General features: G+C 58.1%; 24 protein-coding genes and 1 pseudogene. 23 read left to right on the top strand and 2 right to left on the bottom strand.

Features of this window, described 5'->3' with window-relative positions; translation table 11 throughout:
- The 9 genes from ABJP42_RS03945 to ABJP42_RS03905 all read left to right on the top strand — a co-directional run.
- The coding region (locus tag ABJP42_RS03945) for an ATP-binding cassette domain-containing protein (RefSeq protein WP_348338576.1) at nucleotides 1-428 on the top strand (428 nt) is incomplete at its 5' end.
- Between the two features lies 1 nt (nucleotide 429).
- Nucleotides 430-2,787, top strand: a complete 2,358-nt coding sequence (locus ABJP42_RS03940) for an amidase (RefSeq protein WP_348338575.1) — start codon at nucleotides 430-432, stop codon at nucleotides 2,785-2,787.
- 13 nt (nucleotides 2,788-2,800) lie between these two features.
- Nucleotides 2,801-4,558 carry an AMP-binding protein gene (locus ABJP42_RS03935; RefSeq protein ID WP_348338574.1) on the top strand — a complete coding sequence of 586 codons (1,758 nt, stop codon included), beginning with the start codon at nucleotides 2,801-2,803 and terminating at the stop codon, nucleotides 4,556-4,558.
- 384 nt (nucleotides 4,559-4,942) lie between these two features.
- Nucleotides 4,943-5,980 (top strand): UDP-glucuronic acid decarboxylase family protein, encoded by a 1,038-nt coding sequence (locus ABJP42_RS03930; RefSeq protein WP_348338573.1) that lies wholly within the window; start codon nucleotides 4,943-4,945, stop codon nucleotides 5,978-5,980.
- A 42-nt stretch (nucleotides 5,981-6,022) separates the two neighbouring features.
- Nucleotides 6,023-6,973 (top strand): glycosyltransferase family 61 protein, encoded by a 951-nt coding sequence (locus tag ABJP42_RS03925; protein ID WP_348338572.1) that lies wholly within the window; start codon nucleotides 6,023-6,025, stop codon nucleotides 6,971-6,973.
- 124 nt (nucleotides 6,974-7,097) lie between these two features.
- Nucleotides 7,098-7,487 (top strand): hypothetical protein, encoded by a 390-nt coding sequence (locus ABJP42_RS03920; RefSeq protein ID WP_348338571.1) that lies wholly within the window; start codon nucleotides 7,098-7,100, stop codon nucleotides 7,485-7,487.
- A gap of 10 nt (nucleotides 7,488-7,497) precedes the next feature.
- Nucleotides 7,498-7,983: a hypothetical protein gene (locus ABJP42_RS03915; protein ID WP_348338570.1), complete on the top strand. Its 486-nt coding sequence runs from the start codon at nucleotides 7,498-7,500 to the stop codon at nucleotides 7,981-7,983.
- A gap of 37 nt (nucleotides 7,984-8,020) precedes the next feature.
- Nucleotides 8,021-8,458 carry an ankyrin repeat domain-containing protein gene (locus ABJP42_RS03910; RefSeq protein WP_348338569.1) on the top strand — a complete coding sequence of 146 codons (438 nt, stop codon included), beginning with the start codon at nucleotides 8,021-8,023 and terminating at the stop codon, nucleotides 8,456-8,458.
- 185 nt (nucleotides 8,459-8,643) lie between these two features.
- Nucleotides 8,644-10,614: a TonB-dependent receptor plug domain-containing protein gene (locus ABJP42_RS03905; RefSeq protein ID WP_348338568.1), complete on the top strand. Its 1,971-nt coding sequence runs from the start codon at nucleotides 8,644-8,646 to the stop codon at nucleotides 10,612-10,614.
- Between the two features lie 34 nt (nucleotides 10,615-10,648).
- On the opposite strand, the gene ABJP42_RS03900 is transcribed toward ABJP42_RS03905, so the two are convergent.
- A complete protein-coding gene (locus ABJP42_RS03900; RefSeq protein ID WP_348338567.1) occupies nucleotides 10,649-11,038 on the bottom strand; it encodes a MarR family winged helix-turn-helix transcriptional regulator in 390 nt (129 codons plus the stop codon).
- 183 nt (nucleotides 11,039-11,221) lie between these two features.
- Between ABJP42_RS03900 and ABJP42_RS03895 the strand changes: the two genes are divergently transcribed.
- From ABJP42_RS03895 to ABJP42_RS03830, 14 genes and pseudogenes are all read left to right on the top strand, one after another.
- Nucleotides 11,222-11,539, top strand: a complete 318-nt coding sequence (locus ABJP42_RS03895; protein ID WP_348338566.1) for a DUF2218 domain-containing protein — start codon at nucleotides 11,222-11,224, stop codon at nucleotides 11,537-11,539.
- Nucleotides 11,540-11,663: 124 nt separating this feature from the next.
- Nucleotides 11,664-12,563, top strand: a complete 900-nt coding sequence (locus ABJP42_RS03890; RefSeq protein WP_348338565.1) for a siderophore ABC transporter substrate-binding protein — start codon at nucleotides 11,664-11,666, stop codon at nucleotides 12,561-12,563.
- 3 nt (nucleotides 12,564-12,566) lie between these two features.
- Nucleotides 12,567-13,523 (top strand): ABC transporter permease, encoded by a 957-nt coding sequence (locus tag ABJP42_RS03885; protein WP_348338564.1) that lies wholly within the window; start codon nucleotides 12,567-12,569, stop codon nucleotides 13,521-13,523.
- Nucleotides 13,516-14,460 (top strand): iron chelate uptake ABC transporter family permease subunit, encoded by a 945-nt coding sequence (locus tag ABJP42_RS03880; protein WP_348338563.1) that lies wholly within the window; start codon nucleotides 13,516-13,518, stop codon nucleotides 14,458-14,460. Before ABJP42_RS03885 ends, ABJP42_RS03880 begins: the two co-directional genes overlap by 8 nt.
- The gene (locus ABJP42_RS03875; RefSeq protein ID WP_348338562.1) at nucleotides 14,457-15,209 is read left to right on the top strand and encodes an iron ABC transporter ATP-binding protein; all 753 of its coding nucleotides are present in this window, start codon (nucleotides 14,457-14,459) and stop codon (nucleotides 15,207-15,209) included. Before ABJP42_RS03880 ends, ABJP42_RS03875 begins: the two co-directional genes overlap by 4 nt.
- A 155-nt stretch (nucleotides 15,210-15,364) precedes the next feature.
- The gene (locus ABJP42_RS03870) at nucleotides 15,365-17,323 is read left to right on the top strand and encodes a TonB-dependent receptor domain-containing protein (protein ID WP_348338561.1); all 1,959 of its coding nucleotides are present in this window, start codon (nucleotides 15,365-15,367) and stop codon (nucleotides 17,321-17,323) included.
- Between the two features lie 117 nt (nucleotides 17,324-17,440).
- Nucleotides 17,441-18,721, top strand: a complete 1,281-nt coding sequence (locus ABJP42_RS03865) for an alpha/beta hydrolase-fold protein (protein ID WP_348338560.1) — start codon at nucleotides 17,441-17,443, stop codon at nucleotides 18,719-18,721.
- A gap of 180 nt (nucleotides 18,722-18,901) precedes the next feature.
- Nucleotides 18,902-19,210, top strand: coding sequence for a hypothetical protein (locus ABJP42_RS03860; RefSeq protein ID WP_348338559.1), 309 nt, complete (start codon nucleotides 18,902-18,904; stop codon nucleotides 19,208-19,210).
- A gap of 481 nt (nucleotides 19,211-19,691) precedes the next feature.
- Entirely contained in the window at nucleotides 19,692-20,744 is a 1,053-nt protein-coding gene (locus ABJP42_RS03855) for a siderophore-interacting protein (RefSeq protein ID WP_348338558.1), read from the top strand.
- Nucleotides 20,741-21,802, top strand: a complete 1,062-nt coding sequence (locus ABJP42_RS03850) for a MotA/TolQ/ExbB proton channel family protein (protein WP_348338557.1) — start codon at nucleotides 20,741-20,743, stop codon at nucleotides 21,800-21,802. The genes ABJP42_RS03855 and ABJP42_RS03850 overlap by 4 nt, the downstream gene beginning before the upstream one ends.
- 4 nt (nucleotides 21,803-21,806) lie before the next feature.
- Complete coding sequence (locus tag ABJP42_RS03845; protein WP_348338556.1) at nucleotides 21,807-22,184, top strand: ExbD/TolR family protein; 378 nt, start codon at nucleotides 21,807-21,809, stop codon at nucleotides 22,182-22,184.
- An 8-nt stretch (nucleotides 22,185-22,192) separates the two neighbouring features.
- On the top strand, nucleotides 22,193-22,576 hold the full coding sequence (locus tag ABJP42_RS03840; protein WP_348338577.1) for an ExbD/TolR family protein: 384 nt from the start codon (nucleotides 22,193-22,195) through the stop codon (nucleotides 22,574-22,576).
- Entirely contained in the window at nucleotides 22,573-23,433 is an 861-nt protein-coding gene (locus tag ABJP42_RS03835) for an energy transducer TonB (protein WP_348338555.1), read from the top strand. The genes ABJP42_RS03840 and ABJP42_RS03835 overlap by 4 nt, the downstream gene beginning before the upstream one ends.
- Nucleotides 23,434-23,590: 157 nt before the next feature.
- Nucleotides 23,591-23,847, top strand: a pseudogene (locus tag ABJP42_RS03830) (transposase); the annotation flags it as partial.
- A gap of 22 nt (nucleotides 23,848-23,869) precedes the next feature.
- Here ABJP42_RS03830 and ABJP42_RS03825 read toward each other — a convergent pair.
- The gene (locus tag ABJP42_RS03825) at nucleotides 23,870-24,238 is read right to left on the bottom strand and encodes a CZB domain-containing protein (RefSeq protein ID WP_348338554.1); all 369 of its coding nucleotides are present in this window, start codon (nucleotides 24,236-24,238) and stop codon (nucleotides 23,870-23,872) included.
- Between the last annotated feature and the right edge of the window lie 400 nt (nucleotides 24,239-24,638).

The raw sequence follows: 24,638 nt of genomic DNA, 5'->3' as shown, positions 1-24,638 counted from the left end.
TTTTTGAAAACATCTGGCTGGCGGCGCGGCGGTTTCATGCCGCGCCCGAGGCGAACCGCAAAACCCATGAGATCATTGAGCGGCTGGCCCTGGGCCAGATCGCCCGCAGGGAGCTTGGGCAATTGGCCCATGGCGAACGCCAGCGGGTTGAACTGGGGCTGGTGGCGGTGGGCGATCCTTGGCTGGTGCTGCTGGATGAACCTGCCGCCGGCATGAGCGCCGAAGACGTCGAGCGGATGACCGCGATCATTCACGAACTGAACCGGACCGCCGCTGTGGTCATCGTTGAACATGACATGCAGTTCATCCGCTCGATTGCCGAAACGGTGACGGTTTTCCATCAGGGCGCTGTGCTGATGGAGGACCATGTCGACCGGGTGCTGTCAGATCCGACTGTGCGCAATGTCTATCTTGGAAAGAAGGCCTGATATGGCTGAAAACGCTACAAAAACTCTGGACATTAAGGGCCTCTCGGGGGGGTATGGCAGGGTGCCGATCCTGCATGGGATTGATGTCTCGGTGCTGGAAAACGAAGTGGTGGGCATTCTGGGCCACAACGGTATGGGCAAGACCACGCTGCTGAAGACCATTATGGGTTTTCTGCCCGCCAGCGCCGGAACCGCCCGGTTCCATGACAGTGATATCACCCGGCTGTCGCCCTATGAACGCGCCGGGATGGGGATTGGATATGTGCCGCAGGGGCGCGGGATTTTCCCGCAGCTTTCGGTGCGCGACAATCTACGCTTTGCCTGGCACGAGTATTCCGGCGCTCCCGAAGAAGAGGTGATGGAAGCGGTGCTGGCGGATTTTCCGCGTCTGCGCCCGCTTCTGGCCCGCGATGGCGGCGCGCTTTCGGGGGGGGAACAGCAATTGCTGGCCTTGGCACGCTGCCTGATGGGGGCGCCAGATTTTTTGCTGCTGGATGAGCCCACCGAAGGCATCCAGCCCTCTATTATTGAAGAAATGGCCGAGACCCTGTTGCAGTTGCGCGAAGCCCGGGGGTTGTCGATCCTGCTGGTCGAGCAGAACTTTGACTTCATCGCTGATCTGTCAGACCGGGTTCTGGTGTTGGAGCGGGGCCGGATCACCGGCGAGCTGAGCCGCAGTGATCTGTCGGACCAGGCCAAGGTTGACCAGTTTCTCGGCTTTGGCGCTGCCCGGTCGACCCGTGGTCAGGCTGCCCCCCAGACTAGGACCGCGCCAGTACAACACTCCGAAACTTCGCCAACCGCTCGGCACAGGCCAGAGCCGCACGCTACAATCCAGGTGACCAATATGACTGTGAAACGCCCAACCCTGTCGCAGATGCGCGATATGGCCAACCGGTTTGATATGAGCCTAACGGATGCGGAACTGGCCGAGTTCTCTGAGATCATGGAGCCCTATGTGCAGGCCTATGATCGGTTGGATGCAACGCCGGACCATCTGCCCGAGGTCAGATACCCAAGATCGCCGGGGCATTTCCCCGATTTTTCCGAGAATCCGCTGAATGCCTGGTATGTCAAAACCGAGGTGCGCGGCGCCCCTGATGGGCCTTTGCGCGGCAAGCGGATCGCCCTGAAGGATACCGTTTGCCTTGCCGGGGTGCCGATGATGAACGGCTCTTCCATCATGGAGGGTTACACGCCCGAGATCGACGCCACCATTGTCACCAGGATGCTGGATGCTGGCGCGGTGATCGCAGGCAAATCCCATTGCGAGAATTTCTGCCTGTCAGGCGGCTCACATACCAATGCCAAAGGCCCGGTTCAAAACCCCTGGAAACACGGGTTTATGGCTGGCGGTTCTTCGGGCGGTTCAGCGGCGCTGGTGGCTGCGGGTGAGGTCGATATGGCGATTGCAGGTGATCAGGGGGGCTCGATCCGTATTCCGTCGTCCAACTGTGGCGTTTACGGGATGAAGCCCACCCATGGGCTGGTGCCCTATACCGGGGTGATGCCGGTGGAACAGACCATCGACCACGTTGGCCCGGTGACCAGCACGGTGGCAGACAATGCCCTGCTGCTGGAGGTGCTGGCCGGGGAGGATGGATTGGACCCGCGCCAATACGCGCCGCAGACCTTCCGCTACACCGAGGCTTTGGGACGCGGGGCCCAGGGGCTGCGGATTGGTATCCTCAAGGAGGGTATCCACCGCCCCGAAAGCGAGGCGGATGTGGACCAAAAGGTGCTCGCCGCCGCCGAGAGGTTCCGCGAGCTGGGCGCCCGTGTCGAAGAAATCTCGATCCCCGAGCATCACCTCGCGGTGGATTGCTGGACCGCGATCACCGTCGAAGGGCTGCAGGATCACATGATGCGCGGCAACTCTGGTGGTACAAATTATCGCGGGCTGTTCCTGCCCTCGATGATGGATCACATGGCCCAGTGGCGCACGCGGGCGGATGAACTGTCGCATTCGCTGAAGGTCTGCATGTTCCTAGGTGAGTTCTTTCAGGAGCAATATCGTGGCCGGTTCTACGGCAAGGCGCAGAACCTGATGCGCAAGGTCAACGAAAGATATGCCCAGGCCTTTCGGCAATATGATCTCTTGTTGATGCCGACGGTGCCGATGAAGCCTCAGGAAATCCCGCCTGCGGATTGCTCGATTACGCTCTATGTGCAGCGCGCATTTGAGATGATTGGCAATACCGCACCTTTCAATGGCGGGCTGCCGGCGATGAATGTACCCTGCGGGCTGAGCGAGGGGCTGCCTATCGGCATGATGCTGGTGGGGCCCAAATTTGGCGAGTTGAAAATCTACCAAGCTGCAGATGCTTTTGAGCAAAGCGGCGACTGGCGCGCAATGTAGGAGGCCGCAGGCGATGTCGATCCTGAATGAAAGTCTGTCCAGCCGGATTTCCGGTTGGTCCAGCTCACAGTCCCCCACTGAGGACAACTCGGCTCCCCACAATGGCCTGTCCTATGTGCGCGGCCCGGTCACGCCTTCGCTGGCCTATGTCACCATTCCCCAGCTGTTGCGCGATGCGGTGTCGCGCTTTGGCCCGCGCGAGGCGGCAGTATTCTGTGATCAGAACATCCGGATGAGCTATTATGATCTGGACCGGGCGGTGGATGAGCTGGCCTCCGGGTTTCTGGCGCTGGGTCTTGAAAAGGGCGACCGCGTCGGCATTTGGTCGCCCAACCGGTATGAATGGGTTCTGACGCAGTTTGCCACCGCGCGGGCTGGACTGATCCTGGTGAACATCAATCCCGCCTACCGTCTGAGCGAGCTGGAATATGCCCTCAACACAGTGGGGTGCAAGGCGCTGGTGGCGGCAAAGTGCTTCAGGAGTTCCGACTATGACGCCATGATCCGCAGCTTGGCGCCGGAGCTGGAGCAGGCCAGACCCGGACGACTACAGGCCGCGAGATTACCACAGCTGCGCAGCGTCATCATCATGGAGGAAGAGGCAGGGCCGGGGGTCTACAGCTTTCAGCAGCTGCAAAACCTCGGTGGCCCCGCGCAACAGCTGCGCCTGTCGCAGATCGACCGGGGGCTGAGCCCCGATGATGCGATCAATATCCAGTTCACCTCGGGCACCACCGGCAGCCCCAAGGGTGCCACCCTGTCGCATTACAACATTGTCAACAACGCCCGTTTTGTCACCGACCGCATTGCGCTCAGCGAAACAGACCGGCTCGCCATTCCGGTGCCGCTCTATCATTGCTTTGGCATGGTCATGGGGGTTCTCGGCGCGGTCAGCAAGGGCGCGACAATGGTCTTTCCCGGTGAAGCCTTTGATCCGGTGACCACATTGGACGCCCTGGCGCAGGAGAAATGCACCGCCGCCTACGGCGTGCCCACCATGTTTGTGGCCATGCTGGAAGAGCTGGAGAAAACTCCGCGGGATCTGAGCACAATGCGCACCGGTATCATGGCTGGTGCCCTGTGTCCGGTTGAGGTGATGCAACGGGTCAATTCCGAGATGAACATGGGGAAGGTGACAATCTGCTATGGCATGACGGAAACCTCGCCGGTCTCGTTTCAGAGCTTTGTCGATGACGGGATTGAAAAACGCTGCGAAACCGTTGGGCGGGTGCATCCGCATCTGGAAGTGAAATGTGTGGACCAGGACGGCCAGATCACTCCTGTTGGGGTGCAGGGCGAGCTGTGCACCCGTGGCTATTCGGTGATGAAGGGCTATTGGGGCGCGCCGGAGAAAACCTCTGAGAGCATCCGTGATGGCTGGATGCATACGGGGGATCTTGCGGTGCTGGACGATGAAGGGTTCTGCACCATTGTCGGCCGGGTCAAGGACATGATCATCCGGGGCGGAGAGAACATCTACCCGCGCGAGATCGAGGACTATCTGATGCGTCACCCCCTGGTGAGCGAGGTGCAGGTCTTTGGGGTGCCCGATGAAAAATTCGGCGAAGAGGTCTGCGCCTGGGTGATTGCCAAGCCGGAGGCGGAGCTGAGTGGTGATCAGCTCAAGCAATTCTGCCAGGGACAGATCGCGCATTTTAAGGTGCCAAAGCATATTCGAATTGTCGCGGAGATACCGATGACAATCACCGGAAAACCGCAAAAGTTCGTCATGCGAGAGCAGATGGTCGGCTGGCTTGAAGCCCAGGGTTGAGCCTTTTGCAGTCTGGTGCTGAAGTTGCAAAACCCCTCCCAGGATCGGATGAAAAAACTGCCTGAAAGGCGAGGCTATTGGCCCTGGCGCCCTGGGTGGAATTCGCGTTGCGCCGGGGAGGCGCTCTGCCAACCTGCAATCAGCCCTGACAGAAGGCCCCGCTTGGGCCCTTTCTGACGCCCGGTTCAAGGCAGGGGAGGCGCGCGGCATCGCACGGCAGAATCCCTCCCGCGATTATTGTGGAAGCCAGCGTAAAAACACTGTATCAAGCCTTTCGGAACCGGCTTGATACCTGACGGTTCGACTTCTATTTTTAGTTTTGTTCTAGCTGCTTGAACGATTTCTCTAGTGCCAATTCGACAACATAAAGACAGGTATTTTTCTATGCCGCAGACCGAAGACAGCACGCAACTTAAGGGCCAGACTGCACTGGCTACCCCGACCGAGGGGAGCGGCGAAGAGCAGGCAAAAGGCCAAGCTCGGCGGATATTGGTGACTGGTGGCTGCGGTTTCATTGGCTCGCATCTGATTGACCGCCTGATCGGCGCCGGTCACCGGGTGCTCTGTGTTGATAACCTGGTCACTGGCACAAAGCAGAATGTTGAACATCTGTTTGGGCATCCCAGCTTTGAATACCTGTACCACGATGTGACCGATCCGCTCGATGTCGAGGTGGATGAGATCTATCATCTGGCCTGCCCGGCCTCACCGGTAAAATACCAAATCGACCCCATCCAGACGATGAAGACGCTGGTCATGGGGGCCATCAATATCCTCGATCTGGCCAAACGTCTTGACTGCAAGGTCCTGCAGGCCTCCACCAGCGAGGTCTATGGCGACCCGGAGCAGCATCCGCAATCTGAGAGCTATTGCGGCAATGTGAACCCGCTTGGCCCCAGAGCCTGTTACGACGAAGGAAAGCGCTGCGCGGAAACGCTGTTTATGGACTATCACCGGCAACACGGGGTGCAAGTGAAAATTGCGAGGATCTTCAACACCTATGGCCCAAGGATGAGCTTTGATGACGGGCGGGTGGTGTCATCCTTTGTGCTTCAGGCGCTGCAGAAAGAGGATATCACCATCTTTGGCGATGGCTCTCAGACCCGGTCCTTTTGCTACGTCGACGATATGGTGACGGCCCTGGTTTTGCTGATGGAGTCCGAGGCCAGCGTAGCTGGCCCGGTAAACCTGGGCATGCCCGCAGAAAATACCGTGGCAGAGCTGGCGCAGATGATCCTGACAAAGCTCGGATCACCCTCCAAACTGGTGTTTCACCCGCTGCCAGTGGATGACCCACGCAAACGCCTGCCTGATATTTCCCTCGCGCGTCAAACCCTGGGATGGGCGCCACAGGTGCCTTTGGACCTTGGGTTGGATCGCACGGCTGCCTTTTACCGCGACCGGCTCACCGATGTGGCCTGACCGGGCCGACAGCGCGTCCAAAAGCACAATAGAGGTCCTTTGATGCTTGTACTACTTCGCCGCCTGCTGACCCGGCTTGGGGTGCTGAAACAACAGCCTTTGGATGGGGTCCACCTGAGCCTGGTGAATGACCATGGTTCTGTGCAGCATTTCTATCATTTCATGATGGGTTTCATGGTGCCGCTGGTGCATATCTGGCCCGATGTGGTGGCAAAATCCGCAGGCCGGCCGGTGTTTGTGCGCAGCTGCGCGGTGATGGACCCAATCCTGAAGGCACTGCAGCTGGAGGGGCTACAGATCCTGCCGGCTCCGATACATCGCTCGCTTGGGGAGAAGACTGATTGGCGCCGCAAGCTGGGGCACCGGCTGGACCATGTCTCAACACCCGGCTTTGACACCCCGGCCAAGTATGATCCTGCGGTATTTCAGGCGGTACGGGAGCGGCTGTTTGACCAGCTTGGCCCCGAAATCGCTGCCGAGCGGGATTTGCTGGCCCCGTTGTTTCAGGGGGCAGGGCCAAAGATCCTGATAATCGACCGTTTGCCGCCAGCCGCATTTTACAGCTCCGAGGCCTCGGAGGTGAAGGGCGCCGGGTCTGAACGACGCTCGGTGGAGAACATGGGTGAACTGGCGGATTTTGCCCGCAGTCGCTTTGACGCGGTGGCCTCGGTGACGCTGGAAGGGCGCAGTCTGGCGGCGCAGATGGCGCTGTTTTCAATGGCTGATGTCATTGTTGCGCAACACGGTGCTGCCCTTGCCAATCTGCTTTGGGCGCAAAAAGGCGCTTACACCGTGGAGATCCTGGCGAAAGAGCATGAGACGGCAAATCTGATGCCGCATTATTTCTCAAAACTCGCAGCGGCAATGGGGCTGCAGCATGACTTCCTGCAACAAACCACCGACCACGGTCCAGTAAAAGTACAAGATTTTGCAGCCCTGATGGATGCACTTGCGCCATCAGGGTCATCCTCGATCTCTGTTTCCAAAGGGTGAACAGGGCCAGAGTGTAGTTGCTGCGCCCCTTGGTCTGAGCGCGGTGGGTGAAGCGGTACCTGTGAGAGATCACCGACCTGCGGCTTGGAGATGCAAATGCAGAACCGATTGAAGAAGCGGGGCCTTGGAGATCGCGCTTGCGGTAGGGGCCGGAATTCTCGCATGGGATATCTCTTGGGCCATACAGGTGGAAATGAAACACGGCCTGAGGCTGTCAGAGGGACCAATCCGTGCGTATGTTCATCTGAACTTGATTGCGCTCTGTGTGAGCCTTTTGGTTGCTTTGGGTTGTGCGACTTTTTTGAAGGGGAGGGCACCCCTGGTTATTCTGAATATCTGGATTGTGTCTATTGTCTCTTTGGTTGGTCCGGTCTCAATCATAGCGATAAGGTTTAAGCGCGCGCTGGCCGAGCAGGGCTGCAGCACGCTTTGGTTTGAACTTATTTTGCTTGTTCTTCTTATCCTCGCGGTCTTTTCGGCCGATAAATGGGACAAAAGAGCCTCAAGACGCTGAGAGTATTAGAATGCGACAAGCGCTTACTGAACTGGCCAACAAAATTCGCAGTGAATTTGAGGTCAGCCCTCCTCCCTGCGCGCCGGTCTGGTTGGAAGTGGGAAGCGAGGCCTGGACGGACACACAGGAGTCGTGGGGCAGGTCGTGGAGTGAAATTGAGCTGCGGTCATTTGAGGACCACATGGAATGCTTTGCCTTTCTAGGAACGTCAAACTTCAATCATTCCTTTGGCGCCCTCTTGTTTCACAGCCTGTTGTCGGAGGAATTTGATGTCAGCACCCTCGACTTGCTGACGACCGGGTTGAGTGGTCTTTCAAATCCATGGTCAGATAAGTCTTTGTCTTCAATAGGTGAAAAGTTGATGGCCGATCTGAAAAGCGGGATGTCTTTGGAACAGGTCTTGTTGATCGAGGAATACTTTGACTACCGGGCAGAGTACATTTGCGAAGCCGACAATGTGTATGGGCTGGGCTTTGGTCATTCTTTGAAGCAATGAGATGAGGGTTGGCTGAGGAGCGAGCGAGGTGAGTAGAATGCCGGAGCCTATCGATTTGCCGGGTGTTTTTGATCGTTATCGGAAAAGTGTCTATTTTGAACATTTCGAAATTTCCGGCATCAATTGCAGGGGGCTGGATGACCGGCCTCTGTTGCATATTGCGATTTCATTTGAAGATCTGGCCTCGGTGAAGCTTCTGCTGCAAGCAGGCGCAGATCCGAACATATTGAGAGACATGCGTTATACGTCGCTGCATGAAGCAGTCTACTACCGGCAGGCGGAGGCAGTTGCGCTTCTCCTGCACCATGGCGCGGATGGGAGCTTGAGGTCGGAGTTCGGGCAGACTGCATATGATTTGGCCAAAACGCGGGGCGAGACCAAAATGCTGACCCTTCTCAGACCAAACGACCTCAGACCAAACGACCTCAGACCAAACTACGATCACACAGGCAGGTTAGGCAGGCCTTCAGAGTGACCTTTAGTGGACAGGCGCGTCCCATTTGTGGATCTAAATGTGATGCCTGATTCAGCGCATTAGTTAAAAAACCTTTAACATGCACTTGCATGTGTGAAGGGGTGAGCATAAAAACGCCGGCGAAAATGCCTCGCCAGCCCCGATTCAGGGCAAGCCCAGCAGCAACCTGAATCTTGGGGATTACCATGGCTACCAAAACTGCCGCGCTGCGCGCTCGCCTTTTGTGCGGGACAGCGCTTACTCTTCTCTCTGCACTCCCGGCCGCCGCGCAGGAACTTGACGGAGACGTTATTTCACTCGACCCGATCCTGGTGCGCCAGCAAGACGAAAAAGGCAACGCCGCCGACCGCGCATCTTCGGTCTATGTCGCGGATGCTGAGCTGGAACGCGCCCGGATGGGCAATGTCAAAGACCTGTTTGCAGGGATTGCCAGTGTTTCGGTCGGCGGTGCTGTCCCGATCGCACAGAAGATTTTTGTCAATGGTGTCGACATGCTGAACCTGGCGATCCAGGTTGATGGCGTGTCGCAGAACAACAGGGTCTTCCACCACCTGAGCGCCAATGCCTTTGATCCCGGATTGATGAAATCCGTGCGGGTTGATCCCGGTGTTGCACCGGCAGATGCCGGCCCGCGGGCCATGGCTGGCCGTGTGGTCATGGAAACTGTCGATGCTGAGGATATCCTGACCGAAGGCCAGAACTTCGGCGGTATCGCCCGCATGAGCTACGGTGACAATGGCGACACGGCTCAAGGGTCGATGACCCTGGCAGGGGAAAGCAACGGTTTTGAGATTGTCGCCTATGCAAAACGCGCCACCGGTGACAACTTTGTTGATGGTGACGGCACCGAAATGACCGGCACCGCTGCCAATATGACCTCCAACCTGCTAAAGCTGGCCTATGAGTCCCTGGAAGGGCACCGGATTGAATTCTCTGCCCAGCAGACCGAAGATGACGAGTGGCGCAACGACAAGCCAAACTTCGGGCCGAGCTCGGGCGGCACCTATGCCTACCTGACCAAGCGCTACAATTACTCTTTGCGCTATGAAAACGAGAATAACATCGGCCTGTGGGACCCTTCCGTCACCCTTGGCCATTCCGGCACTGATGTGGATCGCCCGAATGATGCCTGGGGCGGATCGACCAATTCGACCTCGCGCACCTATTCCTTGGTGCTGCAAAACGAATTTCACCTGTCTGAGAGCAACAGTATTACTGCCGGTGTCGATTTTCAGAACCGCAAGACCTCAATTTCCGGTTCCTGGGTAACCCCGGATCAGGCTTCGGAAGAATCCGACAACATCGGCATCTTTGCTCAGGCGCGTCTGGAACCCACGGATCGCCTGAGCCTTTCTGCCGGTCTGCGGTATGATTGGCAGGATTTCACCGGCTACCAATGGCTGTCGACGGATACGGTCCACAAATCTTCGCATAGCGGCGCCAGCGGCAACCTGTCGGTGGTCTATGATGTGACGGATGAATTCTCCCTGCGGGCCGGCTATTCGAATGTCTTTGGCGGGCTCGATCTTGGCGACAGCTTTGAGTTCTGGCTGACGCGTGACTATTCTGGCCTGCGGCCGTCGCGTGCGCAGAACATCATTGTTGGGGCCGATTGGACGCCGGGGGCCTGGACGCTCAGCGGTGAGCTGTTCAAGACCAAATTTGATGATGCGCGTGATGGCACAACCGTGGTGGATTTTGAAAGCCAGGGTGTCAACATCGGTGCGACCTATGGCTGGGCCAGCGGTTTTGCGCGTCTGACCTATGCCTATAGCGATGCCTCGCTCGATGGAGCTCCCTCCAGCAATTTCGATCTGCGGGACTTTGGCGCGCCTCTGGGGCATATCATTGCTGTCGAAGTGCAGCAGGAACTGGCGCAGTACAATACATTGGTGGGGGGCAGCATCGAGGCCGCAGCCTCCTATGACGCCGGCGGGTCCTATGCGGGGCAAGAGCTGCCGAGCTATGTTGTCGCCAATGTCTTTGCAGAATATTCGCCGCCGGCCTGGAACGGCGCGACCATTCGCGGCAGCATCAACAACCTGTTTGATGAAACCTACGCAGACCGGGCGACCTACGGCGGTGAATTCACCGGCTTCCAAACCATGAACGAACCGGGCCGTACCTTTGTCGTCGAAGCGGTGATGAAGTTCTAAAACTCTACCCTGATTGCCCTGGAGTCAAATGGTTTCAGGGCAGCAGTTTTATTAGCAGGCGGGAAAGGGCATAGGCCTCGTCCGTTGTCATATGAGGGCCAATTTCGCCTTGCATCGCATCCCAGTAGACGGGCCAGATCCGGGCATGCATGCCCTTGCCTTGTTCGGTCAGAAACAGGATCTGCTTACGCCGTCCGTCGGCAATGAACGCGCGGCGCAGCAGGCCTGCTTTTTCCATCCGGGAAATATGACGCGAGAGCGCATATTGGGCAACAAAGAGCTTATCTTCCAGGGCGGCCATGGGCTGGCCTTCGCTGCCGGCCAGTTCGACCTCAAGCAGGATTTCATACCAGATCGGATCATTGATGCCGCAGGACTTGAGCGCCTTGGCAATGCGAGGCAGGAATTTTCGTTGGGCGCGCATGATGTTGAACCACACACGATTATAGGAAACGACAGGGGTGTTGTCTCCGAAATAATCTGCACTGCTGGAGTCTTCATCTCTGGCCGTCATAGGGAAACCTGCTGGTTGTACCGCAGCTATTCTAGTCGGCTGTAGAGCCGGAATTCAACACCCAGAGTGAATGAAAAAACAGGGAAAGCCAGAATGTTAGTAGCCAATCCAAGCCAGGGTGGCATGTCGAAAACCGAAGCCGAATTCCGCTCTGACCGCTCAGGCGGATACCGCGCCACAATGGCGAGTCATTTCTCTCGCAAAATCGAAGTGACTGAGGTCGATGGCGCGGTGCATCTGCAGTTCATCTGTGGGCTTGCGGTGCTTCGCGTGACCGCGGACACCCTGCATATCCGCATCGAAGCGCCCTCAAAGGAAGAGATGCAGCAGACCTGTCAGGTGGTCGAAAGCCATCTTTTGCGCTTTGCCTTTCGAGAAGAGCCTACGCCACTGATCTGGCGCGACCTGTGATGGCGCGCGAGCTTTTGCCTTCCGCCCGGAAGCGCTGGACAGGGCAAATACAATTCAATAATGACATGACGAAACCCCTGCAGAGCCAGCCTCGGTCAGCCATGCAATATTGATGGAGAAATCAATGTTGAAATCGCTGATAACCCTTGCGGCGCTGGCCTGCAGTTCAGCTGTCTTTGCCGATCCTATTGACGTGCGGACCTATCGTGGGCTGCAACAGGTGGAACCGCTGCCTGAAAAGGTCGCCGTGTTTGATGTTGCCGCTTTGGATACGCTTGCCGCGCTGGGGGTGAAACCCGCCGGTGTCATCGGCAATCTCTACGTTGATTACCTGGACGAAGCGGTGATGGGGGGGGAGATTGTTGGGTCCTTGTTTGAGCCCGATTTTGAAAGCCTCCATGCCCTGGCACCGGATCTGATCCTGGCGGGAGGACGCTCTTCTACCCAGACAGAGGCGCTGGCGGAATTTGCCCCAACCCTGGACATGACCATCTATGGCGATGATCTGATCGACGTGGCGCTGCAGCGGCTCGAGGATTATGGTCGCCTGTTTGGCAAGGAGGCCGAGGCAGCAGCCCTGCTGGACAGTTTTCAGGCCAAACTGGAGCAGACCAAATCCCTGGCCCGTGACAAGGGAACGGCGCTGATCGTGATGACAAACGGCCCCAAGATTTCCGCCTTTGGCGCCAATGGGCGCTTTGGCTGGCTGCACAGCACACTGGAGGTGCCACAGGCCGCTGCTGATCTCGGGTTGAATGCCCATGGCGAGGCGATTTCGGCTGAATTCATCCGCGATGCCAATCCGGATTACCTTTTTGTCGTTGACCGCCTGTCGGCCATTGGCCAGGGCGGCGAGGATGCAAAGGCCACGTTGGACAATGATCTGGTGCAGCAAACCACAGCCTGGCAGAACGGCCAGGTGGTCTATCTGGATGCGGCGAGCCTCTATATTGCGGGTGGCGGTATTCAATCGATGAACCGGGTGCTGGACCAGCTGATCGCGAGTTTTGAGGCAAATGGATAATCGATGCCTCGTCTTTGGCTGCTGATCTGCCTCTGTTTGATCCTTTTGCTTTCCGTGCTGTCCATCTTTGTTGGGGTGATCGATCTCTCCCCGGCGGCACTGTTGCGGGATCCGGAGGCGCTGCAATTGCTGGCGGTCAGCCGCCTGCCGCGTACCGCTGCGGCGGTGCTGACGGGCTGTTCCATGGCGGTCAGCGGCCAGATCATGCAGATCCTGGTGCGTAATAAATTTGTCGAACCGATCAGCGCAGGCACCGGCCAGGCGGCGGCGCTGGGGATTTTGCTTTCGGTTCTGCTGTTCCCAGCGGCGGGGCTGGCGGTCAAGATGAGCCTGGCGGCTGTCACCGCATTGCTTGGCACGCTTGGGTTTCTGGCGCTGGTGCAGCGCCTGCCGCCAACCGAGCCCCTTTTGGTGCCGCTGGTCGGGCTGGTCTATGGCGGTATCTTAGGCGCAGTGATGGTGTTCATCGCCTATCAGGCGGATCTGATCCAATACATTGATGTCTGGATGCTGGGCGAGTTCTCCGGCGTGATGCGGGGCCGCTATGAGCTGTTGTGGCTGGCGGGGGTGGCCGCCTTTGTCAGCTATCTGATCGCGGATCAGTTTGCTATTTTGGGACTGGGGCGCGACATGAGCCTAAGCCTGGGGCTCAATCATCGGCAGGTCATGGCCCTGGGGCTGCTCTGTGTTTCGGTGGTTTCAGCGCTGACCGTGGTGACCGTGGGAATGCTGCCCTTTATCGGGCTGGTGATTCCCAATCTGGTCAGCCGACGGTTGGGCGACAATCTGCGTGTGACCCTGCCTATTACGGCCTTGCTGGGCGGCGTTTTTGTGCTGGGCTGTGATATTTTGGCGCGGGTGGTGCGTTACCCCTATGAGGTGCCGGTTGGCACTATCTTTGGCGTTCTGGGCACCCTTGCCTTTTTATGGCTGATCTACGCGAGACCGCGCAATGCTTAGGCTTCGTTTTCTCTGGCTGATCCTGGCACTGGTTGTGGTCAGTGTCTTGTTCTTGACGCTGGGCGCCAAGGGCAGTTGGGGCTTTACCCTGTGGTTTCGGGGGCAGAAACTGGCCAGTCTGTTGCTGATCGGAGGCGCGGTTTCAACCGCCACCATCCTGTTTCAGACCATCACCCATAACCGCATTCTGACCCCCTCTATCATGGGGTTTGATGCGCTGTTCCTGCTGATCTTGACGCTGATGATCTTTGGCATGGGGGCAGGGGGCTATGCGCAGGTGCCCAAGGTGACACTGTTTTTGATCAACCTTGTTCTGCTCACCCTGGCCTCGGTTGCGCTGTTTACCCTGCTGCTGAAAGATCAAAGCAGTGATCTGATGCGCATGGTGCTGACGGGGATCATTCTGGGGGTGCTGTTCCGCTCCCTCGGGTTGCTGATCCAGCGGCTGATTGATCCAAGCGAGTTTGCCGTGCTGCAATCGGCTTCTTTTGCGCGCTTCAACAAAGTAGACGCGGACCTGTTGCTGGCGAGCGCCATCCTGGTGGGGCTAACCTGGGGGGCTGTGTGGCGGATGCGGCACCGGCTGGATGTTCTCGCCTTGGGAGAGGTGCTGCCGGTCAGTCTCGGGGCGGACCCGCGGCGCGGGCAACTGCTGGTGTTGATGCTGATTTCCGTTCTGGTTTCGGTCTCGACCGCCCTGGTAGGGCCTGTGGCCTTTCTCGGACTTTTGGTCAGCAGCCTGACCTATCGTCTGATCCCCAGTTGGCACCATGGCCATATCCTGCCTGCCGCCATTTTGATCGGCGGGATTACCCTGGTGGGCGGGCAGCTGCTACTGGAACGTATTTTGCACTTTGAGACCCCGCTTGCCGTTGTGGTGGAATGCCTGGGTGGTTTGGTTTTTTTGATTTTGATCCTGCGAAAGGGCAGCACATGATCCGCATCGACAATGTCAGCCATCAGATCGCCGGGCAGGAGATCCTGCGACAGGTTGATCTTGATATCCCGCAGGGCGGTCTTACGGCGCTGGTCGGGCCCAATGGTGCCGGGAAATCAACGCTGCTGTCGCTGGTGGCACGCCTGCTGAGCCTGCAATTGGGCAGGATCGAAATCAACGGGCAAGACTTACAGCAGATTAGCCATGGCGATCAGGCACAGCTTTTGGCCATCCTGCCGCAGGTTCTGACCAGCACCCATCGCATCAGTGTCGAAGATCTGGTCGGCTTTGGCCGTTATCCCTATAGCCGGGGGCGTCTTGGGCCGCAGGACCGTAAGGTTATTGCCCAGGTGCTGGAGAGTTTTGAGCTGCAAGAGGTCAAACACCGGTTTCTCGATACCCTTTCGGGCGGGCAACGCCAGCGCGCCTATACCGCCATGGCCTGGGCGCAGGACACCGAGTATTTGTTGCTGGATGAACCGCTGAACAATCTGGACATCGCCGCATCGCGTAGTCTGATGTCGCGGCTCAAAAGCCTGGCGGCGCAGCAAAGCCGCACGATTGTCATCGTCCTGCACGACATCAACTATGCAGCGGGCTATGCCGATCATATCGTTGCCATGAAGGCCGGACGGGTTGTGGCTTCGGGCCCTCCGCAGGAGGTGGTAAATGAGAGTTTCCTGAAGGCGGTTTTTGACACCGATGCCAAAGTGATTACCGCAGAGGATCGGCCATTGGTGATCGTTTAACGAGCGTAACTGCGATAATACGCCTCTATTTACAAAAAATTTACCGCCAACCCTTGAAGACTCAAAAACCATGCCGCACTAGCTGCTACCAGCCAATCCCTGCACCAATTCCATGCAGGGACAAAGCCATTGACCCCATCCTTTAGGAGGCGAAAATGGCCACTAAAAAACTCTCCCTATTTCTGTTAATGAGCACAGCGCTGGTGCCTGCACTGGCTGCAGCTGAGGACATTCTGCTGGACCCGATCAATGTCAGCGGCGACGTCGAAAACCAGCATGGCACCGTATCCGTGTCTGCCGAAACCATTGAGGATCTTGCCCCCCGGGAGATGTCTGATCTCTTTGCCGGTGAATCCTCGGTGATGAGCTCGGTTATTCCCACCGGCAACAAGACCTATGTGAATGGTCTTGATAGTTCGATGATGAATGTGACCATTGATGGCACCCTGCAGGGCGATGGCGTGTTCCACCATGCCACCACTGGCATGTTTGACCCGGCCCTGTTCAAATCGGCCACCATCAAACCCGGTGTTGCTGCGGCGGATGACGGACCTCGGGCCAATGCGGGCTCGATTTCCTACGAGACCAAAGACGCGGCGGATCTGCTGCAGGAGGGCGATAACTTTGGCGGCGTGGCAAGCCTGTCTTACGACAGCAACAGCGCCACATTCCGCCGCGACCTGACCCTGTTTGGCCGCCAGGGCGCCTTTGAGTATATCCTCTATGGGTCCAAGGCGACCGGGGGTGATTACAAGGATGGTGCCGGCACCACCTATCGTGGTTCCGCTGCCGACATGACCTCGTTTCTTGGAAAACTTGCCTATCAGTGGGACAATGGCTACCGGATGGAATTTTCCGGGTCCGGAAGCCAGGACAGCGGCTGGCGCCAGGCGCGACCCAATTTTGGCGATCTCACAGGGGCGGTTTTCCCGTTGTTTGACACCGAGGTCAAACAGAGCAACTACAGTCTGACCCTGAAGAATGAAAACGCCACCGGCGGGTTTTCACCTGAATTCCACCTTGGCTTTTCCTCCAGCTTCCTCGATCAGGGCGACCCCGATGACCCGAGCTATACACGTCCTCTTTGGGGCGGTGAGGTTGAGACCTGGAACGGTAAGATCCAGAATGAGTTCCTGTTTGGCAATCACAGCCTGACAGCAGGGATCGACTTTTTTGAGCAGGAAGGCACCGGCGGGGCCATTCAGGGCAGATATACCGATCCCGCATTGATTGGTGGTTCCTTTGGTCCCTATACCGAAAAAACCAATAATATCGGCATCTTTGCCCAGATGCGCTCTGAGCTCTCGGATGTCTTCTCGCTGTCCTATGGCCTGAGGGCGGATCACCAGAACTTCACCGGCTGGGATGGCACCAAGCTTTCGGATGAAGGCTTCTCCTACAATATCTCGGGCAGCTATGCCGTCAGCAATGCTGTGACGCTGGAGGCTGCTTATTCGCAGATCTGGGGCGGCTATGAGCTGGGCGAAACCGCCATCATCAACTATTCCTACCCCTGGGTGAACTACGAAGGCATGCAGGCGCAAGAGACCGAAAACATGCGTATTGGCATTCTGGTGAACTCCGGTAACTGGGATGCGAGCTTTGCTCTGTTCCGCACCGATGCCGAGAATATCCGCACCCGCAACAGTGCCGATCAAGCGACCTCCAGCAATATTGTCACCGAGGGTATCGATGCCTCGCTGGGCTATAATTTTGCCACAGGTTATCTGCGCGGCACCTATACCTATGCGGATGTGACCGAGGACGGCCAGACCTCCAACACCACCAACTATTACGCGGCGCAGCCCATGGGGCATATTTTGGCCATCCAGGGGGCCTTTGACGTGGCAACCGATTGGAGAGTAGGCGGCACAGCCGAGGCGGCCCTGTCGCTGGATCTCGCCAATGCCACACTGCCCGGATATGAGGTCGTCAATCTGTTTGCCGAGTATAAATCCTCCCGTTTTCAGGGACTTACAGTGCGTGCAGAAGTCAACAACCTGTTTGACAGCTACTATATCTCGCGCGCCACACAGGGCAGCGACAACAGCCGGGTTCTGGCCTATGGCGAACCCGGTCGCTCGCTGGCCATCACCGCAAGGCTGGCCTTTTAAGCCATTGGCCAAAAACGAACGGCCCCGGATCTGTCGGGGCCGTTTTGATTTCTTCCTTTTGCATCGTTGGCCAATTGTGCCAGAGATCAGAAGCCCCGTGAACAGAGGTTCGCTGCGGTGACGGAAAATCCTCGTGAGGTCTGGATCTGGCCCAGTTCCAAACCGCTCCCAAGTCCCTGGCTGAACGCTCTGACCTCACGAGAGGGCAACCAGCATGGCGGACAGGCGTTTTGGCAGGCGGTATCGCACAGGTCCTGTCCGGTTCTGGAAACCATGGATGGTGATCCACTGGGGCCGCTACACCTGACGTTTCTTTGGCGGGGAGAGGCACACAGCTATCCCTGGCTGATCGGTGGACCAAGTGTCGACCATTTGCCGCTTTGGCAGATCGAAGGCAGCGATATTTGGTTTCGTTCGTTACCTGTACCCAGCGATCTGGTTCTGGCCTATCGTTTTGCACAGATCCCGCCGCCAAAGACCAAAACACAGGAGGCGTTTCGCGCAGCGGTTCGGCAAAGCCTGACACCGGATCCATTGAACCCGAACGTGCTTCACGGCGCGTGGCAGGGACATCAGGAGGCTTTCAGCACCCTCGAGCTACCAAGAGGCAAGGAGCAGGGATTGACTGCCCTCCCAGGGGCGGACGGTTTGGGGGAAAGCCATAGGTTTGCCTTTAACAGTCGCTTTCTGAACGTCACGCGTGACATTTACATACAGGCGCCTCCCTCAGACCTGGTGCAGAAGGATCCCCAGCGGTTGTTGTTTCTATTGGATGGGGAGCGGTGTGAACAGGTCATGCAACTGCCCGCGCATTTGGCTGCAGCGCAGATTTCTGGTCAAATCCCAGCGACGACAGTTGTCTATGTTGGCGCGGGGAGGGGACTGACCCGCGCGCAGGAACTAGGATGCAACCCCGCTTTTGCCCGTGCGCTCACCGGTGAACTTCTTCCCAGGGTCGAGCAGGTTCTGGGCCGCAGCTTCCTCCCCGCCCAAACACAGATCTCCGGAGCCAGTCTTGGCGGTCTGGCGGCGCTGCACGCCGCTTTGCTTTTTCCGGACCGGTTTCAGCAGGTGGTAGCGCTTTCGGGGGCATTCTGGTGGCCGTTACCAGCAGAACAGGGCGGCGACGCAGGTCCTGACAATCAGGTGGTTCAGAGGTTTGAAAAATCCGTGATCGAAGCGAGGGCCGGGCTTCAAGATCTGCGCGTTCGGCTTTCAGTGGGGCGCTATGAAACGGGCGGTCTGTTTGGAAGCCCCGACATGGTCAAAGGGGCCCGGCGGGTTGCCAAACACCTAAATGCCTCGGGCGCTGAGGTTGGGTTTTCTGTCCGCAGCGGTGGGCATGATCCAGCTCTGTGGCGGCATTGCCTTTTGCAGGATCTCATGAGCCTTTCGTGACTTGTCCAATGTGCTTTTCTAGCGACAGGACAAAGGCAGGAAACCCGGACAAAATGGAAAATCCGCAACAGAGTGGCGTGGAGCAATCCCTTCTCTTGCCCCCCCGGGGGAATTCTTAACGCAGCTATACCCAGCTCTCCGTCAGGCAAAAAACAACCGCAGCTTAAGCGGAGATGGGATATGCTTTTACACCGAACAACCGTTTCGATTTGGGCTCTGATGGCGGCAACGCCCTTGATGGCTCAGGTCGTGGAGCTTCAAGAGATCAATGTCTCAGGCGAGACCGAGGAAGCCTGTTTTGGCAAGGGCGTTTCGCGAGATCCTAGAACGGTTTTCAAAACCGGCACCACGATCCAGGAGATGCTAAGATCCGTCAATATGGTCACCGCACTGCAGGTTTTCATACTTGGCAGCACTCCCAGGTTGATGGAAACCTCGAAGGCCCAAGGGCGAGCTTCCAAGGTCGCGGCAAATGCGCGGGAAATCTAAGCTGGCCGCCCCACCCATCACAATTCTTGACAAAACTCGTAAGGAAAAATATGGGTCGCTCTGATACCCTTTCTTCGAAGCAAGGTGTTGCGGAGTATCCCTCCTTCTCAGCGCCCAGCCAACCCACTCAATAGCTGTGTAGGTCTGCACCTTTCGCAGCCTGTTGGAGCAGTCTGGTGCGCCCTAGCTTCGTCTTGTCGACATCGCTTCTTTTGACCTTGGCATCTTGGAGCCTTCCAACTCTGGGTATGTGCTTGGGGCTGCAGGAGGCTATTTTGACTTCGGCGACAATGCCCGCAGAAGCTCAGGACCCGAAGGTCGGTCTTCCGGACCGCAAAAACCTTCGCGCTCAAACCAACCGTTCGCTTGCGCAGCGCCTGGCCATCCTGTCGCAATCTCCCTCCGCAGCGGAGGGGCCGGTGGCTCAGGACCAGATTTCAAGCGGTCGCCCCCACATGTCATCCCCAAATAGGACTGCAGCATGACCATCAACCCAAGTTTCCCCATTGAAGCCACAGCCGTGTTGAAGGGCCTGTCCTACGCCGCCATGCGGCAGGTGATGCTGCAACAGGCCCGCGAACACGAATTGCAGGTCGTTGAAAACAGCGAGTGCGCCGTCAGCATCGAGGTGTCTGCCTATGGGCAGTACCGGCTTGAGCCCTCAGAGGCGGGTATCCGCATTCAGATTTCTGCAGCGCGACCCGATCGGTTGTTCATGCTCAAAGACAGCTTTGGCGATACCCTGTCGCTCCTGCTGCCCGACAGGGCAAAGGAGCTGCGCTGGTCTGACAGCGCAACCCAGCCCAGCCGCCCACCCAATCTGCATTTCACCACGGTGCAATCGATCACCCCAGTGGGCACCGCTTTCCTGCGTGTGCGGATCAAGGCTGACGACCTGAGCAGTTTTCAGGACGACGCCATCCATTTTCGCCTGCTCCTGCCGGCAGCTGATTGCACCGATCCCGAATGGCCGAGCCTGTCTGAGAATGGTTCAACGCTCTGGCCCAAAGGCGAAAAGGCGCTGCACCGTCCGGCCTATACCACCCGCTGGATAGACCGAAATGCCGGGCTGATGGATTTTGACATCTTCCTGCATGACGGGGGGCGTGTAACCAACTGGGTGCGCAGAGCCCGCGCGGGGGACCAGCTGGTCATCGCCGGTCCGGGCGGCGGCGGCATTCCCGACAGCTCCAAGGTCTGCATCTTTGCCGATGAAACCGCTTTTCCGGCTGTGGCGCGCATTCTCGAAGCCCTGCCCGTCGACGGCAGTGGCCAGGTGACCCTTGTCGCCGCCGGGGGTGAGGCCTGCGGCTATCCGATCACCGGACCCTCAGGGGTCACGATCACCTGGCTCACACGAGAAGAGGCCAGCGATCTGTCGAACCGCGTTCTGGAGGCGCATGCGGCGCATCCAGATCACTTTCTCTGGTTGGCCAGCGAAAAGTCGGATGTGACGCCTGTGCGCGAAGCCCTGAAGGCCAACAAACCAACTCCCGGAACCAGCTACATAGCCGCTTATTGGAGCAAGCCATGACTCTGTACCGCCCCTTCACAGCTCTTTTACTGATGGCCGCTGGCTCTGTTGCCTCGGCGCAGGACACTGCCCAGCAACCGACCACTGATGGGCCTGTGCCTGCGCTTGTGGAGCCAGTGCTTGCGGCGCCCAGCCTGGACAGCACCGGCAGCGGACTTGTGGCGCCATCTGCGGCCCCCACGGATTTGAATGCCGCGCTTCCGGCTCTGTCTTCCCCTGTCGATATTTCCACTGCCGAGGCCTCCCCGCCAGCAACAGCGCCGGCAGCAGCACCTGTGACACCTGCCCCCCCCGCCAACGACAGCCCGGCCATCGCAGCCGAGGTGGAGGCAAATGCAGCCACAACCGTAGCGGTTGAACTGCCTCCCGTGGTGCCCCTGAGTCAGCAGGAAGAGCTCTTGTTACTGGCAGAGGAAACCTCGGGGAAGGCGTTGAAATTTCTACGCGACGGTGGTCCTTCGATCTGGGCCATCGCGGCGCTTTCGGTGATCACCCTGGCGCTGATCCTGTGGAAGATCTGGCGCCTGGCCCTGATCGGCGCCTGGTCTCGCGGCAAGGCCAGCAAGGCGGTTCTCGCCTATGAGGCTGGCCACCCAGAGGAGGCTCTGGTGATTGTGGATGGCCGCAGGGGCATCAGATCAAAAGTTGTCAGCGCTGGGCTGATTGCTCTGCGCAGCCTTCCCGAGGATCGCGCCCGTGAAGAAACAGCAAGGATCGCCAAGAAACACCTGGCGCGGGCGGGCACCGGGCTGGGGGCCTTGGAGCTGATTGCGACGATTGCCCCCTTGCTCGGGCTATTGGGCACGGTTTTGGGCATGATTGCTGCTTTTCAGGCGTTGCAACAGGCAGGCTCCAAGGCCGATCCGGCGCTGCTGGCCGGGGGCATCTGGGAAGCGCTGCTGACCACAGCGGCAGGCATGGCCGTGGCCATTCCAGCCTCGGCGGCCCTCACCTGGTTTGAGTCCGTGATCACCCGCATCCGTCAGGATATTGAGGACAGCGCCACCCGCCTCTTTGTCGCCGAAGCACCGCAAGACCTGAAAATGGCGGCCGAGTAAGGCAATGCAGTTCACCGATGCCCAACGCCCAAGGCGCAAACCAAGCCTGACGCCGATGATCGACGTGGTGTTTCTGCTGCTGGTCTTCTTTATGCTGGCCTCGCGTTTTGGCACCGATGCAGTGCTGGAGCTGCCGCTTGCCGGGCGCGGCGGTGAATACACCGGCCCGCCGCGGCTGGTGGGGATTGGGGCGGGCAATCTGGATCTGAACGGCGTTCCTGTTGCCGACAGTCATCTGCCCCAGGCGCTTGCCCCGCTGATGACCTCTCCTGATGACATCCTGATCCTGCGCGGCCGCGATGGCGCGGATCTGCAACGTATCATCGACGTGACGACCCTGCTGCGCGACGCCGGACTGGTCAACGTCGTGCTGGTGGAGTGAGACAGATGATGGACCTCTCCCCCCCTGTTAAACGTCCCCGCACTGAATCCATCGTGCCAATGATCAATGTGGTGTTCCTGCTGCTGATCTTCTTTCTGATGACCTCCCATCTGGCGCAGCCGGAACCCTTTGAAGTCACTCCTCCTGATGCCAACCTGGAGGCGGAGGCCGAAGCGGACCCCGTGCTTTACATTGATGCCGAAGGGCGGATGCATTTTGACGGCGTCGAAGGTGAGGCGGCATTAGAGCTGCTGGCGCGCGCAAGTGCCGATGCTCCGGTGGTGTTGCTGCGCGCTGACGCCAAACTGGAAGCAACCACTCTGGCAGGCATTCTGAAAAAGCTGGCCACAGCGGGTCTTTCCCGTGCCGAACTGGTGGTGACCCCACAATGAAACGCACCGCAGAAGTTACTGTCTTTGCCGGTCTGGCCGCGCTGTTTCATGTCAGCCTCTTTGCCTCGGCACCGGAGTCTGGCGTGCAATCCAGCGGTGCCGGAGGCGAGGCCATGGTCTCGATCGAGGCCGCTAATGCCACGGTTGCGGAAATGGTTGAGGCCTGGAACCGCCCGCCGCCACGTCCACAGATGGCAGACCCGGATTTGGAATCGCCTCTGGTGCCAACTGATGCGCCACAGATGCCTCAGTTCGAACTGGCTGCAGCTCCACGCGCTGCGGTGCAATTGGCGCTTACGGAACCAGAAGAGGCTGAATTGTTGGATGTTGATTTGTCTACACCGCCTCCACCACCCGAACCTGAGCCGGAACCTGAGCCCGTGCCAGAGCCGCAGCCTGAACCAAAACACAGGCCAAAGCCTGCCCCCAAGCCAGTCGAGGCCCCGCCTGCTGCACAGACCTCCAACCAGACCACCGCCGCGCGTGCAGCGCAGCGGGCTGCCGGATCAGGTGGGGGAGCCGAGGCCGGCACATTTGGCGGCGCCTCCACGGCGACCGCCACAGCGGCACAACGCGCCAAGCTGCGATCCATCTGGGGGGCAAAGATCCGGTCGCGGATTGAGCGGCGCAAGCGCTACCCCTCCGGGACCCGTGGCTCTGGCCAGGTGATCCTACGCATCACGGTTGCCGTCAGCGGCGCGCTGGTCAACTACCGCGTTGCCAAATCCTCGGGTGTGGCGGCTTTTGATCAGGCGGCACTCAAGGCTGTGAGCCGCGCCGGTAAGTTTCCCAAAGCCCCCAAAGGTATTGGTGGAACCCAGTTTAGCTTCAACCTCCCCATTAGATTTGCCAAATAACCGGGCCTTTTGTCGGTGTGGCAACGCCCGGCCTATGCAACCACACCGGCAAAAAGCCACTGGCTATTGGGTCATCCTGTCAGGTCACCCTAGGCTCAGGCGCCCTTGGTTTTGATCGGCTTATAATGACAGCTTGAAGCAGCGCGGATCTTTAGCGATCCGTTGACCGACAGGGCATCGTATAGCGATGTCCCGAGAGGTTGGTTTGACCCGGAGATGGTGTGGACACCGCCGCCAAACGGCAACAGAGGTCGGCAACTGCAATTCAGTGACGCCGCTGTTCAAGCTTGTCTGACGCTGAAGGTCCCTTTTGGCATGCCGCTCCGCCAGACAACTGGATTTGTTCAAAGCTTGCTACGGTTGGCCGGGCTTGATTGGTCAGCGCCGGATTTTAGCACGCTTTGCCGTCGCCAGTAGACGCTGAATGTGAGCCGTTTCAACTGTGTGCCTTCCACTCCATCAATGCAGATGCCAACTCTTTGCTTTTGAGGTTGTAGTCAGCTCCATTCAGAGTAGCCAGGGCCGTTTCTACCTTCCCATCAGAAAGCATTTGGGCGATCAAACCTGCCTTGTTGTGAAACTCTGTATGAAGTGTTTTGACGCGGTCAAAATGGTACTTCCTCTGGTCATTGGGATCGAGGGAAGCCAGCCATTTGCCAAAACGACAACATGAATCGCTAGCGACCTCTTTAACGGGAATGCTGGTGTCCTTTGCAAACGCAGCCTTCCGTAGCCGGTGCTTCCAGGCGACGTGGGAAAGGAGTGCCGCGTCAATTTCCTCGCTCAGTGTTTGATAGCCTGACAAAAGCCAATCCTCAAAATGGTACAGTTACCAAGGTAAATGTGACTGCATTGATGCATCAATCAAAACACATTACATAATAACATTACGTTACGTGAATGTTTGCATCCCGCACTCAACAAATCAAGTGGTGGTAACGCCCACATTGTCGACACCTGGGTTGCACAGTCCAAAGGCCGCCTGTGTGCAGCGTTTGCATTCTGGAGTGTCTTTCTTTGCTTATGACAGTCCCGCGAAAGGCCTCTCTCTAGTCTACACCGGTTTTGTTGCACAAATCGGGGTCTGAGCGTTCTTCCCCTTTCCCCGGACGGATTTATCCTAGGGGCCCTGTGACGGGTATGCCAAGAACTGTGTAACGGTTTAGCACGGCGATGCGGATTTGGATCTCCGCGACCTGCCGGTT

Origin of the sequence: Pseudophaeobacter sp. (assembly GCF_039971195.1) — a bacterium.
Lineage (GTDB): Bacteria > Pseudomonadota > Alphaproteobacteria > Rhodobacterales > Rhodobacteraceae > Pseudophaeobacter.
This window is presented reverse-complemented; position numbering and strand designations above follow the sequence as displayed.

Bases quoted from the DNA above. Each gene is read 5' to 3' on its own strand.
- ABJP42_RS03940 (WP_348338575.1), top strand. From the start codon at position 430: ATGGCTGAAAACGCTACAAAAACTCTGGACATTAAGGGCCTCTCGGGG.
- ABJP42_RS03935 (WP_348338574.1), top strand. From the start codon at position 2,801: ATGTCGATCCTGAATGAAAGTCTGTCCAGCCGGATTTCCGGTTGGTCC.
- ABJP42_RS03930 (WP_348338573.1), top strand. From the start codon at position 4,943: ATGCCGCAGACCGAAGACAGCACGCAACTTAAGGGCCAGACTGCACTG.
- ABJP42_RS03925 (WP_348338572.1), top strand. From the start codon at position 6,023: ATGCTTGTACTACTTCGCCGCCTGCTGACCCGGCTTGGGGTGCTGAAA.
- ABJP42_RS03915 (WP_348338570.1), top strand. From the start codon at position 7,498: ATGCGACAAGCGCTTACTGAACTGGCCAACAAAATTCGCAGTGAATTT.
- ABJP42_RS03910 (WP_348338569.1), top strand. From the start codon at position 8,021: ATGCCGGAGCCTATCGATTTGCCGGGTGTTTTTGATCGTTATCGGAAA.
- ABJP42_RS03905 (WP_348338568.1), top strand. From the start codon at position 8,644: ATGGCTACCAAAACTGCCGCGCTGCGCGCTCGCCTTTTGTGCGGGACA.
- ABJP42_RS03900 (WP_348338567.1), bottom strand. From the start codon at position 11,038: ATGCGCGCCCAACGAAAATTCCTGCCTCGCATTGCCAAGGCGCTCAAG.
- ABJP42_RS03895 (WP_348338566.1), top strand. From the start codon at position 11,222: ATGTTAGTAGCCAATCCAAGCCAGGGTGGCATGTCGAAAACCGAAGCC.
- ABJP42_RS03890 (WP_348338565.1), top strand. From the start codon at position 11,664: ATGTTGAAATCGCTGATAACCCTTGCGGCGCTGGCCTGCAGTTCAGCT.
- ABJP42_RS03885 (WP_348338564.1), top strand. From the start codon at position 12,567: ATGCCTCGTCTTTGGCTGCTGATCTGCCTCTGTTTGATCCTTTTGCTT.
- ABJP42_RS03880 (WP_348338563.1), top strand. From the start codon at position 13,516: ATGCTTAGGCTTCGTTTTCTCTGGCTGATCCTGGCACTGGTTGTGGTC.
- ABJP42_RS03875 (WP_348338562.1), top strand. From the start codon at position 14,457: ATGATCCGCATCGACAATGTCAGCCATCAGATCGCCGGGCAGGAGATC.
- ABJP42_RS03870 (WP_348338561.1), top strand. From the start codon at position 15,365: ATGGCCACTAAAAAACTCTCCCTATTTCTGTTAATGAGCACAGCGCTG.
- ABJP42_RS03860 (WP_348338559.1), top strand. From the start codon at position 18,902: ATGCTTTTACACCGAACAACCGTTTCGATTTGGGCTCTGATGGCGGCA.
- ABJP42_RS03855 (WP_348338558.1), top strand. From the start codon at position 19,692: ATGACCATCAACCCAAGTTTCCCCATTGAAGCCACAGCCGTGTTGAAG.
- ABJP42_RS03850 (WP_348338557.1), top strand. From the start codon at position 20,741: ATGACTCTGTACCGCCCCTTCACAGCTCTTTTACTGATGGCCGCTGGC.
- ABJP42_RS03845 (WP_348338556.1), top strand. From the start codon at position 21,807: ATGCAGTTCACCGATGCCCAACGCCCAAGGCGCAAACCAAGCCTGACG.
- ABJP42_RS03840 (WP_348338577.1), top strand. From the start codon at position 22,193: ATGGACCTCTCCCCCCCTGTTAAACGTCCCCGCACTGAATCCATCGTG.
- ABJP42_RS03835 (WP_348338555.1), top strand. From the start codon at position 22,573: ATGAAACGCACCGCAGAAGTTACTGTCTTTGCCGGTCTGGCCGCGCTG.